Raw genomic sequence first — 14,001 nt, 5'->3', positions numbered from 1 at the left:
TCCCTGAGATCATGCATCGCACGTTCTTCCGCACGCTGTCCCTGCTCACGCCGGCGGCGCAGGGCGTGCTGCTGCGCCGCTACTTCAACTGGTGGCACCGCAACCCGGACCCGTGGAAGCTGGCGACCGACAGCTACGAGCAGCAGAAATACCTGTCCACGCTGCAGCTCCTGCCGCCCAGGCCGTACCAGCGGATCGTCGAGGTGGGCTGCGCCGAGGGCGTGTTCACGCACGCGCTCGCGGCGGCCTACCCGGACGCCGAGATCACCGGAGTGGACGTGTCCGAGCGGGCGCTGGCGCGGGCGCGCGAGCGGGTGCAGGGCAACGCGCGGGTGCGCTTCGTGCGGGCGGACATCCTCACCCACAGCCCGGACGAGCGCTTCGACCTGGTGTTCTGCTCGGAGACCCTCTATTACCTGGGCCGTACGGAACGCCTGCGGCGGGCCTCGGCGCGGCTCGGCGAGCTGCTCGCGCCCGGCGGCGTCCTGGTGGCGGTCCACCCGTGGCCGGAGGCCACCCGCCTGCACCGCTATCTGGACAGGTCGCTGCCCCGGCTCGGGGAGGAGGTCTACACCGCCACCTACCGGCCGTTCGCCGTCTCGATCTACGGCACGGATCCGATCTGACGCTTGCCCAGCAGATCGGCGGCGATGTCCCGGACCACCACGCGCTGGATCTTGCCGGTGGCCGTCTTCGGCAGCGCGTCCACGACCAGCACCTCGCGCGGGCGCTTGAAGGAGGCCAGGCCGTCGCGGCAGAACGCGACCAGCTCCGTGGCGTCCACGGCGCGGCCCGCCGCCGGCACCACGCAGGCGACCGGCTTCTCCAGCCCGTCGGGGTCAATGTAGGCCACCACCGCGCACTCCCCCACCGACGTGTGCTCCAGGAGCCTGGCCTCGACCTCCATCGGCGACACCCAGATGCCGCCGGCCTTGATCAGGTCATTGGAGCGGCCCAGGCAGTGATAGAAGCCGTCCGCGTCGCGGGTGTAGGTGTCCCCGGTCCGCAGCCACTCCCCCTGGAACACCTGGCGGGTGGCGGCGGTGCGGCACCAGTAGCCGGTGGCGATGGAGTCGCCCCGGACGTACAGGTGGCCCGGCTCGCCTTCGGGGACCGGCGCGCCGAGGTCGTCGAGCAGCCTGGCCTCGTAGCCGGGCACGACCGTGCCCGAACTGCCCTGACGTACCTGGCCGGGGCGGTTGGAGATGAAGATGTGCAGGGCCTCGGTGGAGCCGAGGCCGTCGATGATGTCCACGCCGAACCGCTCGGTGAAGCGCCGGTAGATCTCGGCGGGCAGCGCCTCGCCGGCCGAGACGGCCAGCCGTACCGACTCGAACGCGTCGTCGGGGGCGCCGGGGGCGAGCAGGGCCGCGTAGAACGTGGGGCCGGCGAAGAACAACGTCGGCCGGTCCGCCGTCACCCGCGCGATCACCCCGGCGGGGGTGGGCCTGGCCGGGTCGAGGATCACGGTCGCGCCCGCGGCGAGGGGGAAGAACAGGGAGTTGCCGAGGCCGTAGGCGAAGAACAGCCGGGCGACGGAGAAGCACCGGTCGCCGGGGCGGATGCCGAGGACCTGCTTGCCGTAGGTCTCGCAGACGTCGCGGATCGCGCCGTGCCGGTGCATGGCGGCCTTGGGCGCTCCTGTGGTGCCGGAGGTGTAGAGCCAGAGGGCGGGCGAGTCGCGCCAGCTGTCGTACGCGGCCCCGGCGCCCTGGCCGTGCGCCGCCACGGCGCCGCGGCCGGCCTCCAGCACGTCCGCCCAGCGCCGGACCCGCACCCCCGAATCCCACGCGCCCGCGTCCTCTGCGGCTGGGTCCGGGTCCGCTTCGTCCGGCTCTGTCAGGACGAGCGTCGTTACGTCGGGGGCGGTTGCCAGCGCCTCCCGCACGGCCGGCGCGAACTCGGGCGTGGCCACCACGACCCGCCCCCGCGCGTCCCGGAACAAGGTGGCCAGCTCGGCGCCGTTGTACATGGTGGAGATCGGCACGGCGACCGCCCCCATCCGCATGACCGCCAAGATGGCCACCACCGTCTCGGGGCGGTCCGACATGACGAGCAGCACCCGCTCCTCAGGCCGGACGCCCAGCTCCCGCAGTCCGGCGGCCAGCTCGGCGACGCGGGCGGCGAGCTGCGCGTACGTGACGGAGCTTGGGGCGCCCGCGGGCCCCGTCACCGCGACCTGATCACCTCGGCCGGCTTCGACCTGCCGGTCCACGAGGTAAACGCTGGCGTTGAACGACTCCGGCATCATGGCCGTCCCCATCCGCAGGCGGACATTCGTAGGCGCATCCTCCACAGAGAACAGATGAGCCGTCAACCGCCCGTAGGATCACAGATGCACGTACTCGTAGTCGAACGGCCGCCCGTTGATCCCGTTTCGCGGCGGCGCCACCCAGGCGGCGATCTTCCCCTGCTCATACACGGGCCGCATCAGCGCCTTCACGTGCTCCTTGTCCGCGCCCGTCGGCAACCACCGGCCTCTGGCCGCCTCCCATGACCCTTCGTCGAGGACGCGCCCGTCCGGGGAGATGTGGTGCCCGGCGAACACGCCGACCCGGCGGTTGAACCCCACGTGCGGCAGATAGAGGGTCGCGTCGAGGCCGTGGCCGGCGAGGATGCGGTTCCACCGGTTCACGCCGGTGGCGCAGTCGGCGATGTACTCGCCCCGCAGGTCCGCGTTGAGCGCCGTGAGCGCGGGCAGTCGCACGTCCACCAGCCGGCCCCGCTCCACCTGCGGCACGACGGCGAAGGCGTCGGTGAGCCGGTGGTCGTCGGCGCGCCGCTCCTCCTGCCAGCGGCCCTTGAGCCCGGCGGTGAAGTAGTTGGCCACATTGGTGGACGTCTCGCCGCCGAACAGGTCGAGGCTCACGCTGTAGTGGAAGTTGATGTACTTCTGGATGACATCCAGCGGGATCCCGCCGTACGGCCCGATGTCGTCGGTGTCGTGCTCGCGCATCAGCTGCGCGGTGCGCTCCACCACCCGGTCCACGCCCGTGGTGCCCACGAACATGTGGTGGGCCTCCTCCTTGAGCATGAACTCGCACGTACGGCTCAGCGGATCGAACGCCGACTCCTTGAGCGTGCCGAGCTGATACTTCCCATCCCGATCGGTGAAGTACGTGAACATGTAGAACGACAGCCAGTCCGGCGTCTCCTCGTTGAAGGCGCCCAGGATGCGCGGCGAGTCCTCGCTGCCCGAGTTGCGCTTGAGCAGCTGCTCGGCCTCCTCACGGCCCTCCCTGCCGAAGTAGGCGTGCAACAGGTAGACCATGGCCCACAGGTGCCGCCCTTCCTCCACGTTCACCTGGAAGAGGTTGCGCAGGTCGTACAGGGAGGGGGCGGTCAGCCCGAGCCGGCGCTGCTGCTCGACGCTGGCCGGCTCGGTGTCGCCCTGGACGACGATGAGCCGCTGCAGGTCGGCGCGGTGCTCGCCCGGGACCCGCTGCCAGACCGGCCGGCCCTGGTGCTCGCCGAAGGCGATGCGGCGGTCGTCCTTCGGCTCGGCCAGGAAGATGCCCCAGCGGTAGTCGGGCAGCGGCACGTGATCGAAGTGCGCCCATCCCTCGCGGCCGACCGAGACGGCGGTGCGGAGGTAGACGTCCCTGGTCGGCAGCGCCGGGCCCATCTCCGCCCACCACTGCAGGAAGCGCGGCTGCCATGACTCCAGCGCCCGCCGCAACCGGCGGTCCTCCGAAAGGTCGACGTTGTTCGGTATGCGCTCGCTGTAGTCGATGGACACCTCTCAAGCGCAACATCGCCATGTAGTCGCGTCAAGGGGATGTAGACCAATGGTGCTGGGCGAACGGGATCCGGCCGAGGATGTTCGCGAGGGCCGCGGCCGGATAGTCGATCATGTCGGCGGGCAGGGCGTGGACGGGCCACCAGGCGATCTCCGAGCACTTGTGGGGTTCGGCGTTGTACGGCTCGCCGGTCCACTTCCCGGTGGTGAAGAAGAGGCCGACCCGGTCGGGCGCCCGGTGCATGACGTGGGCGAACGTCAGGTCGGCCGGGTCGATGGTCACGCCCAGCTCCTCGGCCGCCTCCCGGGCGGCGCCATCGGTCGCCGGTTCACCCTCCTCCAGGTGTCCCGAGGGCAGGTGCCAGAGCCCGTCGCCGTAGCCGGTGCCGGAGCGGCGGGCGAGCAGGAGCTCGTCGCCGCGCAGCAGCACCACGTGGACGTCGACGATGGCCCGGAAGCGGTCCGGCGACGCGGCGGCCGAATCGGCAGAGGGACGGCCAAGGACGTCCCTGCGCTGGTCGGGGCCGGTTGGGCGGCGGTCGAGGGCCTGGGCCCATTTGACGGCCACGGCGGCCACCTGGATCAGCTCGGCACGCAGCCGGTCCGGGTCGGCTTCGGCGAACGCCTCCAGCACCTCCTCAGCCAGGACATGTCGCTGGTCGCGTATTCTCGCGGGGACTTCGTCACCACCGTCCTCGCCGTACGGAGCGGCCGTCTCCGTCTCCTGCCTGGCCAGGTCGGACTCGGCCGTCGTACGCGCGCCTCCGGTGCCGTCGGGCAGCTCCTGCATGCCCCACCTCTCGTCCTGGGCCGCCCGCTCAGCCGCCACCTCGGCGAGCACCCTCGCCAGCGAGCCCGGCACGCCCGCGTCGCCGTCATGTGTCATGGCCCCCAGTGTGGCCTGGAGACTCAGCTCACGAGGCAGCGGGCCGGAAGCCGGGCCCCAGGTCCATGGTTCCCGAGCACACATGGTCGCGGAACGCCCGCGCCGCCGGGGTCAGCCGATCTCCCGCGGGCCAGCTCACCCCGATCGTCCGGAACATGGGCGGCGACAAGGGGATCTCCACGACGCCGGAGCCCGGCGTGGCCGGACGGGGTCCGGGCTGGGAACGGGGCAGGACCGCGACGCCGAGCCCCGCCGCCACCAGTCCGCGCACGGTCTCCGACTCCTGGCACTCGAAGGCGATCAGCGGCTCGAACCCCGCCGCCGCGCACAGGTCGTCGACGATCTGCCGCAGGCCGTACCCGTGCTCCAGTGCGACCTGCGCCTCTCCCGCCAGCTCCGCGGCCCTCACCCGCTCGCGCGTGGCGAGCCGATGTGCTACCGGCACGGACAGGACCAGCTCTTGATCGGCGAGCGGCCGGCTGTCCAGGCCCGGGTCGTCCAGTGGCATCGGGGCGACGAACACCAGGTCGCTCTCGCCCTCGTGCAGGTTCCGGAGCATGTCCTGACGCGAGCCCTGCGCCAGGCTGAAGCGGGCGCGCGGGTGGCGCTCGCGGAAGCCGCGGATGAGCGACGGGACGAGCGTGCGGCCGAGCAGATGCAAGAAGCCCAGCAGGATGCGGCCGCTGTCCGGATCGATCTCCTCGCGTACCTCGCGGGCGGCGCCGGTGACAGTGCTCAGCGCGCGGGCCGAGGCGGCGGCCAGTGTGCGGCCCGCCCTGGTCAGGCGGATGCCGCGGCCGGCCGGCAACACCAGCGGGGCTCCGACCAGGTCGGACAGGGCGGCGAGGCGGCGGCTGGCGGTGGGCTGAGGGATGCCGAGGAGCTCGGCGGCACGCGTCACGTGACCGGTCTCGCCGACCGCGGCCAGCAGGGCGAGGGTGGGCGCGAGGTGGGCGGCCAGCTGTTCATCGGATTCATCCATCACGGTATGAATTATCGCTCATTTCAGTATTAGACGTATTTATTAGCCTTGCTTAGCGTTGTGCGGGTGGTCATCCAAGCGCAGAGCGCGCCTCCACAGGTGGACACCCGGCGGGTAGGCGCGGCCGTCGCGGCGGCGGGGCTGTCGTCGTTCGCGCTGCTGTACGCGCCGCAACCGGTGTTGCCGCAGCTGGCCGCCGCGTTCCGGCTCGATCCTGGCAGCGCTTCGCTCGCCATCGGCGTGGCCACCGGCGCGCTGGCGGTGGCCGTGCTGCCGGTGGCCGCGCTGGCCGAGACCGTGGGGCGGCGGCGGATGATCGTCTGGTCGGTGGTGGTGTCGGCGGTGCTCGGGCTGCTGCTGCCGCTGGCGCCGTCCTTTCCTGTGCTGCTGGCCATGCGGGCGGTGCAGGGGGTGGCGATCGCCGGGTTCGCGGGGGTGGCGGCGGCCTATCTGGCCGATCAGGTGGGCATCGGACGGCTGGCGGCCGCGGTGGGCACGATGATCGCGGGGAATTCGGTCGGCGGGATGCTGGGGCGGCTCGGCACCGGCTTCGCCGCCGGCCCGCTGGGCTGGCACGGCGCCCTCGCTGTGGTGGCCGGGGTCGCGCTGGCGTGCGCACTGTTCGCGTCCCTGACGCTGCCCCGCACCCCGCCGCTCCAGACGCACGCCGAGCGGCCCCCGCTCGGCGTGGCGCGGCTCGGGCTGTCCAGAGCCGGATCGGGCAGTGGTGGCGCGGGCGTAGCCGGGCGGACGCGTGGCGGCGCGGGCCGGGCCGGGCGGAGAAATGCCGCGGCGGGGGTGCTCGTTCCGTGTGTGGCCGGGGCGCTTGCCACGGGCGCGTTCGTCGCGATCTACAACGCCGCCGGCTTCCGCCTGGCCGCACCGCCCCTCGCACTCACCCCGGCCATCGCCTCCTTGGTGTTCCTCTCCTACGCCATGGGCACAGCGTCCTCGGCCGCCGCCGGGCGGCTCGCGGACCGTCTGGGGCGTACGGCGGCCTTGGTCACGTCGCTGATCGTGACAGTTGCCGGCGCCGTACTGACCCTCCACCCGTCGCTGCCGGCGACGGCGCTCGGCTTCGCCGTACTGACCGCGGGCTTCTTCGCGGCGCACGCCATCGCCAATGCCTGGGTCGCCGCCCAGGCCTCCCCGCGCGCACGCGGCCGGGCCGCCGGCCTCTACACCCTCTGCTTCTACCTGGGCAGCGGCGCGGGTGGCACGGCGGGCACCATCGTGTACGGCAACGCGGGCTGGCCTTGGCTGATCGCCCTGATCTCGGCCTGGCTGCTGCTGGCCACGCTGGCCGTCCTGCTGAGACCCAGCACTCGCCGAGCACGCAGGCACACCGTTGCGCATGCAGTGCCGCGGCGTGGCCGGCCGTCCGGCTGAGCTCAGGCGCAGTGTTCCCAGTTGGTGGTGCCGCCGCCATACATTGAGGAGCCGTAGTACTGGTAGCCGCCCCACATGACGCAGCGGTTCACTCCGTAGAGCTTCACCGGACCGGCGTAGTACTGGTAAGTACCGCCGTCGGTCTGGAAATCGTCATATCCGCTGGCCTGCCCGCGCACCTCCAGCCACGCTCGCGTGTAGTGCGAGGTCCCCACGGAGGCGCCCTTCTTCATCGCCACGACACAGTTGTACGAGCCGTTCCACAGCAGGAAGGCGTCCGCGTAGGTCGAGGTGTAGGAGTCGATGACGCTGTAGCCGGAACCGCAGACCCCCTGCGGCGTGTAGGGATTGGCCATCGCCGGCGAGGGCACCATGATCGACAGCCCGAGCATCGCACCGACCACGGTAACCCTTGAAAGTCGTCGCAAGATGTCTCCCTCGGTCGGTTCTCACGCCTATCGCGGAGTACGCGAGCTTCGTCCGCAGCATGATCGCTTACGTAACGGCTGTGGCGCAAGGGCGATTTCGGACGTGCATCATGAGTCCCATGCGAGCCGAGCCCGGGAGTGGAGCCATCACGTGATAGCGCTGGATATCGCAGAGGTGGCCGTCGGGCTCCTCTTCCTCCAGGGGGCCTGGTGGAAGTTCGCGCATGTCGGCGAGTTCCGGACGATCATGCGTCGCCAGGCGGGATTCGTCGCGCGCTGGAGCGGCCCACTCGGCGTCGTGGTGCCGGCCGGCGAGCTGCTGATCGGGGGCGTGGCGGTAGTGGCCGGGCTGATGGCGATCGCGCCGCCGGTCGCGCAGGCCGCATTCGCGGTGCAGGCCGCGTTCGCCGCAGTGCTGCTGGCGCACACCCTTCAGCAGCGGAGATCAGGTTCGCGCGCCAGATGTGGATGCCTCAACGGCACCGAGACGTTCGGCACCGCGACCGTGGTCAGAGGGGTATTCGTGCTCGCCGTGAGCCTGGCGGTCCTGATCTTTCCTGCCGACGGGGCGAAGGACCTCCTCGCGACGCTCGCCGGCGCGGCCGTGATCTACTTGATCGTCGCCGTGGGGTTGAGCGCGATCTTCTGGACATCCCCAAAACCATGATCTAGCGCAGCAAGATCTAGTTCATGTAGCTTTGGCCGCGTTCCGACCGAAGGAGGATGGGGTGGCCCAACCGCACGAGTGGCGAGCCCCGAGTGGTCGTCGCCTGACGGTGACACTGCCGGACAAGTCCGTCGTCGAATCTCGCACGGTGTTGGCCAGGTTGGCCGGCTCCACGATCACCGCGGGCTTCCAGATCGGTCCCACGGGCTTCTTCGAGAAGTTCGCCAACTACGAGCAGCCCACCACGGTCGTCGACCGGTTCGTGCTTCAGAACCGCGAGGTCGTCGTGGCCGCGAGCGCGGACGGCTACCTCACCGTGGCCGGCTGGCGCGGGCCGCACCACGACGTCGCCGTGGTGTTCACCGGACCGGCGCCGCAGCGTTCCCGGCTCATGGAGTACTTCGACACATTCACCTACAACGACGACCCAACAGGTGTGACCATCGCCATCCCCTCGACCGTGAACGCCGATCTGTTCAGCGAGACCATCGGCGTGGTGGTGCAGGACAGAGGTCAGATCGTCATCCCCAGCGCGACCGCGGCGCAGGGTCTGGTGCCGAGACACCGGGGCACGCCCTCACGGCACGGCGAGGTGTGGCGGACGCAGAAGAACCCGGACGCCAAGGGCGAGCGGGTCAGAGACTACATGTATCTGCTGGGCACGCCGCGCGGCTTCGCGGAGATCACGTTCTTCGAGCACGCCAGCGTCAGTGACGACGACCTGCTGCGGTGGCTCGACGACATCGACGTGAGCTGGCAGTAAGGGGTTCATCGTTGTCGGCTGACACCGCTCTGATGATCGTGACCTGGGCGGCTCTGATCATCCTCTACCTGGGTCTCGCCGCCACCCTGCGCGAGGTGCGCCGGTTACGCGCCGAGGTCCTGGCCCTCCGCACCGGGGGCGGCCCGAGCGCGGCCCCCGCGCTGAAGCTCCCGACGCTGGCCTACGACGGCCAGGCCGAGCGCGTCGTGCTCGCGGCCGATCTGGGCTGCCCGGCATGCGACCAGGCCGTCATGGAACTGGTGGCGCTCGCGCCCGGGCTGGAGCAACCGCCCATCCTGCTCACCTACGAGGAGCCCGAGGTCTGGGGTACGGCCGCGCAGGCGCTGACGGTCACCAAGGATCCTGCCGCCTGGTCGCAGATCGCCCACCTCACCCCGCCTGTCGTGCTCCTCGTGCGTCCCGACGGGCGGGTGGCCGACCTGCGCCTGCCGGTCAACGGCTCGGCCGTGACGACCGCCCTGGCCGACTGGGGCCTGACTATCGCACCGGAAAGGGTTTGAGATGGCGCTGGAGTTCTCGTCGATCCCCGACGCGCAGGAGACCGACGCCGGCACGGCGCGGCCCACGCGGGCCTTGAGCAAACTACCCCGCACGTCGAACAGGCGCGGCTTCTTCCGGGCGCTCGGCCTCGCCGGCGTAGGCATCGGCGCCGCCGCGCTGACCCTCGGCCCGCTGAACCGTCCCCGGCTGGCGTCGGCGGCCACCAGCGACTACGGGCACTCCGAGTACGGCGCCGACAACTGCAGCGACTCCTACCCGAGCGGCTATACCCAGGAAAGCGACACGCAGGGCGCCTACACCAGCGGCAACGGCTACCAGGCCGCCTGCTTCGGATTCGACTACCGGGGCAGCGGTTACTGCCGCTGGCGCTGGCACCGCAGCCCCATCTACACCGCATGCGGTCCGTCGGGCGCGAAGAGGAACTCCTGGCAGTGGAAGACCCCGGACGGGCGGGTCTGGCGTTGCTCCGATGGATTCGACAACGGCATCTACTCGATCTGCCGCGCGCGGGTCGCCTGATTCATGGTCGGCCGGCACGTCACGATCACCCGCCGATTCTGGCACCCGCTGCCGCTGGCCGTGGTCATCGCGACACTGTCCCTCGTGGCCACCGCCTTCCACCGCAGCGGCATCGCGGAGACGGCGCCCTGGCTGGCGATGGGTGCGGCGGCGGGCTTCTCCGTCAGCGGCTCCACTTGAAGCCGTAACTCGGCGTACCTGCTGAACTCGCCGGTCTGGCGATCTTCTCCTTCTCGGCTCGGCTTCTGCCTGGGCACGTTCCTCGGCGCAGTCGCCATCGCGTTCGTCCTGATGACGGGCGGTTCGGTGATCCGTCTGGTGCTGCCGAGCGCAGCCTGGGCGCTCGGTCTGGCGGTGTTCGCGCTCGCCGTGTCGGCGAGGGAGTTCGGCGTTCTGCGGTTCTGGCTGCCGGAGAACAAGCGCCTGGTCCCCGAGCACGTCACCCGGCACGGTCCGTTCTTCGGGCCGTTGCAGTTCGGCTTCGAGATGGGCACGGGCATGCGGACCTACGTCCCCAGCGGCCTGCCGCACCTCCTCGCGCTCTGCGTCGTCCTGCTCGCCTCGCCCTGGGCGGCGCTGGGCGCCGGGCTCGGGTTCGCAGCCGGCCGGTCGCTGATGACGTTGGCCAACCTGCGCTACGACGGCGAGCACGGCTGGGATCTGAAGTGGCTCAGCGGAGAGAAGGTGATCAAGGCGATCCTCCTCGCCGCCATGGTCGTCCCGCTCGCCGTTGTACTCGCACACGCCTCTGGCGTGTAGCAACGGTTCACCGAGCCCGGCCGGCCACCGGACGACCGCACCGTCAGCAACGCCGAGGTGCTCGTGAGCCTGTACCGGACCATCCGGGAAGCGGCGAGCGCCGGCAACAGTTCATACCCTAGGCGGGCCCCAGCCGCGTGACGGTCACCGTGATCTCCTGGCGGCTCCCCGGCGGCCCCTGGTAGATGCCCTTGAGCGGCGGCACGTCCGAATAGTCCCGCCCCCGGGCCACCACCACGTGCGCCTCCCCCACGTACGTCCGGTTGGTGGGATCGAGCGGCAGCCACTCCCCCGCCCAGTACTCCACCCACGCGTGGCTCTGCCCCGCGACGGGCTCGCCGATCCCGGCGGTCGGCCGCGGATGCAGGTAGCCCGAGACGTACCGGGCCGGCAGCCCGGCGGCCCGCAGCAGCCCCGCGGTGAGGTGCGCCATGTCCTGGCAGACGCCCTTGCCCAGGTCCCACGCCTCCTGCGCGGAGGTCTGCACGCCGGTCGAACCGGGCATGTACTCCACCCGGGCCGCGACCAGCTCACAGATCGCCTCGGCCGTCTCGTGCGGATCGCGGCCCAGCGCCTGCATCTTGGCCAGCTCGTCCAGGTCGGCGTTCACGGCGGTCATCGGGGTGCGCCGCAGCAGCTCCTCCATCGACGGATGGGCCAGCGTGACGGAGACCTTCGGCGTACGCGGCCCGCTCGTCTCCACCCTGCTGACGGCCTCGACGGTCAGCGACCGGTGCGGCTCGGGCACGTCGAACGCCGTCACCGTGGTGCCCCAGTAGTCCTCGTACGAGTAGGTCGGCACGGCCGGGGTCACTTTGACGCGGCTGGACAACACGCCGTGGGCGGGCGTCATCCTGAGCTCGTTGTAGGAGGAGTGCGCCTCACCGTCGTACTCCACGTGCGTCACGTGGGAGACCTTCACGCGCCAACCCATGCCATCGCCTCCCTGTGCTGGAAGAACCGCTTCGTGATCGCTTCGCCCGCGGCCGCGCACGCCTCCTGGAGGGTGCCGAGCAGCTCCGGCAGCCGGTCGCTGAGCTCGTCCAGGTCGCTGTACTCGAGCCCGGCGCGCACCCGCCCGATCGCGGCCTGCGCGGAGTCGGCCACCCCGGCCCTGGCCGTGTCGGGGGCGAGCGCCCGCAGGCACTTCTCCGCGGTCAGCAGCGAGTAGACGACCGAGCGCGGGAAGAGCCGGTCGAGCAGCAGGAACTCCAGCACCGCGCTGTCCCGGGCGCCGTGCGTCCTGGTGAACGACTCGTCGGCGCCGCTGGCCTGCAGCAGCAGCCGCCAGTCGCTGGCCAGGTGAACGGCCAGGAGCCGGGTGGTCATGTCGACGCGTTCGAGGCTGCGACCGAGCACGATGAAGCGCCAGCAGTCGTCCCTGCTCATGGTGGCGTCGGCGAGACCGAAGAACAGGGCGGCCCGCTCGCGGACGAACGCCAGGCAGGCATGCGGGGGCAGCGTCTCCAGCTTGGACAGATGGTGCCAGGTGACGTTGAGGCACTCCCACACCTCGCTGGACAGCACCTCGCGCACGCCGCGCGCGCTGTCCCTGGCGGACCTGACGGAGGAGGCGATCGAGGCGGGCTCGTCCAGGTCGTAGGCCAGGCGCCGGATGACCGCCTGGGGACTGGCGGGAGCAGCGGGGCTGAGACCGAGCACCGCGTAGAGGGAGTGGTTGGTCTCGGGCTCGTCGAGCATGCGGTGCACGGACACGTCGAGGAGCCGGGCGGTGTCGTCGGCACGCTCGACGTACCTGCCGATCCAGTAGAGCGTCTCGGCGATGCGGCTGAGCAGCGGGCGCGTCATTGCTGTTCCCCTTCCCAGGCCGCGGTCCTGCTGGGGCTCCACTGCGCGGCGCTGGGCGCGGCCACCGCGACGGAGGCGGCGGGCGGCCAGGCCTCGCCGAGCACCCACGTGTCCTTGGAGCCGCCGCCTCTGCTGGAGTTGACCACCAGCTCACCCTCCGGCAGCGCGACGCGGGTCAGCCCGCCGGGCAGCAGCCACACGTCGTCGCCGTCGTTGACGGCGAACGGCCGCAGGTCGATGTGGCGCGGCGCCGGGCGCTCGCCGACCAGGGTGGGCGAGGTGGACAGCAGCACCGGCCGCTGGGCGATCCAGCCGCGCGGATCCTCGCGTACGGCCTCCCGCACGGACGCGAGCTGCTCGGGTGTGGCGACAGGCCCGATCACGATGCCCTTGCCGCCCGCGCCGTCCACGGGTTTCAGCACCAGCCGGTCGGCGTCGGCCAGGACCTGGTCGCACACGTCAGGCTCGTCGAGCCGGTAGGTCTCCACGTTGGGCAACAGCGCCGTCTCCCCCAGGTAGTAGGCGATCAAGTCGGGCACGTACGTGTAAATGAGCTTGTCGTCGGCGACCCCGTTGCCCACACCGTTGGCGATCGTGACGTTGCCGGCGCGGGCGGCGTTCACGATGCCGGGGCAGCCGAGCACGGAGTCGCCGCGGAAGTGCAGCGGGTCGAGGAAGTCGTCGTCGACGCGGCGGTAGACGACGTGGACGGGGCGGCGGCCGTACGTGGTGATCATGTAGAGGCGGTTGTTCTCGCAGACCAGGTCGCGGCCCTCGACCAGTTCGATGCCCATGAGGCGGGCCAGCAGCGCGTGCTCGAAGTAGGCGGCGTTGTAGACGCCGGGCGTGAGCAGCACCACGGTCGGGTTCGCGACGCCCGCGGGCGCGGCGGCGCGCAACGCGGCCAGGAGCCTGGCGGGATACTCCTCGACCGGGCGCACGAACTGTTCGGAGAAGAGCGTGGGCAGCGTGCGGGTCATGGCGAGCCGGTTCTCCAGCACGTAGCTGACGCCGCTGGGGGTGCGGACGTTGTCCTCCAGCACGCGCAGGGCGCCCTGCTCGTCGCGGATCAGGTCCGTGCCGCCGACGTGGACGCGCACGCCGTTGGGCGGGCGCCAGCCGTGGGCGACGCGATGGTAGTGGGGGCTGGAGTGCAGCAGGCGCCAGGGGACCACGCCATCGTGGAAGACCTGGCGGTCGCCGTACACGTCGTCGAGGAACGCCTCCAGCGCGCGGATCCGTTGCCGCACGCCGCGCGTCACGAGGTCCCACTCGGCGGCGTCGATGACCCGCGGGATCAGGTCGAGCGGGAAGGGCCGCTCGACGCCCGCGTAGTCGAAGGTGACCCCGCGATCGGTGAACATCCTGGCGAGCTGGTCGGCCCTGGTCCGCAGCTCGCGGGCGCCGAGCGGCTGGAGCGCGGCGAACAACGCCTGGTATTGGCGACGGGGCACGCCCGGCCGCTCGAACATCTCATCCCACGCTCCGGCCATGACATACGTATCAAAGATGTCCGCCATGACCGATTTATAGGAAAA

At 71.1% G+C, this 14,001-nt stretch carries 16 protein-coding genes; 8 read left to right on the top strand and 8 right to left on the bottom strand.

From position 1 onward, the window contains the following. Nucleotides 1-11 precede the first annotated feature (11 nt). Entirely contained in the window at nt 12-626 is a 615-nt protein-coding gene (locus Q9G87_RS33160; protein ID WP_305920478.1) for a class I SAM-dependent methyltransferase, read from the top strand. Here Q9G87_RS33160 and Q9G87_RS33155 read toward each other — a convergent pair. The 4 genes from Q9G87_RS33155 to Q9G87_RS33140 are packed head-to-tail and all read right to left on the bottom strand — an operon-like array spanning nt 605 to nt 5,607. After that, nucleotides 605-2,296 (bottom strand): benzoate-CoA ligase family protein, encoded by a 1,692-nt coding sequence (locus tag Q9G87_RS33155; protein ID WP_305920477.1) that lies wholly within the window; start codon nt 2,294-2,296, stop codon nt 605-607. The genes Q9G87_RS33160 and Q9G87_RS33155 overlap by 22 nt on opposite strands. Before the next feature lie 33 nt (nt 2,297-2,329). Next, nucleotides 2,330-3,739, bottom strand: a complete 1,410-nt coding sequence (gene boxB, locus Q9G87_RS33150; RefSeq protein WP_305920476.1) for a benzoyl-CoA 2,3-epoxidase subunit BoxB — start codon at nt 3,737-3,739, stop codon at nt 2,330-2,332. Nucleotides 3,740-3,770: 31 nt separating this feature from the next. Beyond that, nucleotides 3,771-4,625, bottom strand: coding sequence for an NUDIX hydrolase (locus Q9G87_RS33145; RefSeq protein WP_305920475.1), 855 nt, complete (start codon nt 4,623-4,625; stop codon nt 3,771-3,773). Nucleotides 4,626-4,653: 28 nt separating this feature from the next. Next, the gene (locus Q9G87_RS33140) at nt 4,654-5,607 is read right to left on the bottom strand and encodes a LysR family transcriptional regulator (protein ID WP_305920655.1); all 954 of its coding nucleotides are present in this window, start codon (nt 5,605-5,607) and stop codon (nt 4,654-4,656) included. A 66-nt stretch (nt 5,608-5,673) separates the two neighbouring features. Between Q9G87_RS33140 and Q9G87_RS33135 the strand changes: the two genes are divergently transcribed. Further along, nucleotides 5,674-6,996, top strand: coding sequence for an MFS transporter (locus Q9G87_RS33135; protein ID WP_305920474.1), 1,323 nt, complete (start codon nt 5,674-5,676; stop codon nt 6,994-6,996). Nucleotides 6,997-6,998: 2 nt separating this feature from the next. On the opposite strand, the gene Q9G87_RS33130 is transcribed toward Q9G87_RS33135, so the two are convergent. Next, nucleotides 6,999-7,424 (bottom strand): hypothetical protein, encoded by a 426-nt coding sequence (locus Q9G87_RS33130; protein WP_305920473.1) that lies wholly within the window; start codon nt 7,422-7,424, stop codon nt 6,999-7,001. A 151-nt stretch (nt 7,425-7,575) separates the two neighbouring features. Here Q9G87_RS33130 and Q9G87_RS33125 point away from each other — a divergent pair, with 151 nt between their 5' ends. From Q9G87_RS33125 to Q9G87_RS33100, 6 genes are all read left to right on the top strand, one after another. After that, nucleotides 7,576-8,091 carry a MauE/DoxX family redox-associated membrane protein gene (locus Q9G87_RS33125; protein ID WP_305920472.1) on the top strand — a complete coding sequence of 172 codons (516 nt, stop codon included), beginning with the start codon at nt 7,576-7,578 and terminating at the stop codon, nt 8,089-8,091. A 61-nt stretch (nt 8,092-8,152) separates the two neighbouring features. Then, nucleotides 8,153-8,854 (top strand): hypothetical protein, encoded by a 702-nt coding sequence (locus tag Q9G87_RS33120; RefSeq protein ID WP_305920471.1) that lies wholly within the window; start codon nt 8,153-8,155, stop codon nt 8,852-8,854. Nucleotides 8,855-8,865: 11 nt separating this feature from the next. Further along, the gene (locus Q9G87_RS33115) at nt 8,866-9,375 is read left to right on the top strand and encodes a hypothetical protein (protein WP_305920470.1); all 510 of its coding nucleotides are present in this window, start codon (nt 8,866-8,868) and stop codon (nt 9,373-9,375) included. Nucleotide 9,376: 1 nt separating this feature from the next. Next, nucleotides 9,377-9,895, top strand: a complete 519-nt coding sequence (locus Q9G87_RS33110) for a hypothetical protein (protein WP_305920469.1) — start codon at nt 9,377-9,379, stop codon at nt 9,893-9,895. 3 nt (nt 9,896-9,898) lie between these two features. Next, complete coding sequence (locus Q9G87_RS33105; protein ID WP_305920468.1) at nt 9,899-10,075, top strand: hypothetical protein; 177 nt, start codon at nt 9,899-9,901, stop codon at nt 10,073-10,075. A 111-nt stretch (nt 10,076-10,186) separates the two neighbouring features. Then, nucleotides 10,187-10,654 (top strand): hypothetical protein, encoded by a 468-nt coding sequence (locus Q9G87_RS33100; protein WP_305920467.1) that lies wholly within the window; start codon nt 10,187-10,189, stop codon nt 10,652-10,654. A gap of 118 nt (nt 10,655-10,772) precedes the next feature. Here Q9G87_RS33100 and Q9G87_RS33095 read toward each other — a convergent pair whose 3' ends face one another. The 3 genes from Q9G87_RS33095 to Q9G87_RS33085 are packed head-to-tail and all read right to left on the bottom strand — an operon-like array spanning nt 10,773 to nt 13,983. Beyond that, a complete protein-coding gene (locus tag Q9G87_RS33095; protein ID WP_305920466.1) occupies nt 10,773-11,588 on the bottom strand; it encodes a transglutaminase family protein in 816 nt (271 codons plus the stop codon). Then, complete coding sequence (locus Q9G87_RS33090) at nt 11,573-12,463, bottom strand: alpha-E domain-containing protein (RefSeq protein ID WP_305920465.1); 891 nt, start codon at nt 12,461-12,463, stop codon at nt 11,573-11,575. The genes Q9G87_RS33095 and Q9G87_RS33090 overlap by 16 nt, the downstream gene beginning before the upstream one ends. Next, nucleotides 12,460-13,983 (bottom strand): circularly permuted type 2 ATP-grasp protein, encoded by a 1,524-nt coding sequence (locus Q9G87_RS33085; RefSeq protein ID WP_305920464.1) that lies wholly within the window; start codon nt 13,981-13,983, stop codon nt 12,460-12,462. Before Q9G87_RS33085 ends, Q9G87_RS33090 begins: the two co-directional genes overlap by 4 nt. Between the last annotated feature and the right edge of the window lie 18 nt (nt 13,984-14,001).

The sequence above is a fragment of the Nonomuraea turcica genome (assembly GCF_030718205.1).
Classification (GTDB): domain Bacteria; phylum Actinomycetota; class Actinomycetes; order Streptosporangiales; family Streptosporangiaceae; genus Nonomuraea.
This window is presented reverse-complemented; position numbering and strand designations above follow the sequence as displayed.

Bases quoted from the DNA above. Each gene is read 5' to 3' on its own strand.
- Q9G87_RS33160 (WP_305920478.1), top strand. From the start codon at position 12: ATGCATCGCACGTTCTTCCGCACGCTGTCCCTGCTCACGCCGGCGGCG.
- Q9G87_RS33145 (WP_305920475.1), bottom strand. From the start codon at position 4,625: ATGACACATGACGGCGACGCGGGCGTGCCGGGCTCGCTGGCGAGGGTG.
- Q9G87_RS33140 (WP_305920655.1), bottom strand. From the start codon at position 5,607: ATGGATGAATCCGATGAACAGCTGGCCGCCCACCTCGCGCCCACCCTC.
- Q9G87_RS33110 (WP_305920469.1), top strand. From the start codon at position 9,377: ATGGCGCTGGAGTTCTCGTCGATCCCCGACGCGCAGGAGACCGACGCC.
- Q9G87_RS33105 (WP_305920468.1), top strand. From the start codon at position 9,899: ATGGTCGGCCGGCACGTCACGATCACCCGCCGATTCTGGCACCCGCTG.
- Q9G87_RS33100 (WP_305920467.1), top strand. From the start codon at position 10,187: ATGACGGGCGGTTCGGTGATCCGTCTGGTGCTGCCGAGCGCAGCCTGG.
- Q9G87_RS33095 (WP_305920466.1), bottom strand. From the start codon at position 11,588: ATGGGTTGGCGCGTGAAGGTCTCCCACGTGACGCACGTGGAGTACGAC.
- Q9G87_RS33090 (WP_305920465.1), bottom strand. From the start codon at position 12,463: ATGACGCGCCCGCTGCTCAGCCGCATCGCCGAGACGCTCTACTGGATC.
- Q9G87_RS33085 (WP_305920464.1), bottom strand. From the start codon at position 13,983: ATGGCGGACATCTTTGATACGTATGTCATGGCCGGAGCGTGGGATGAG.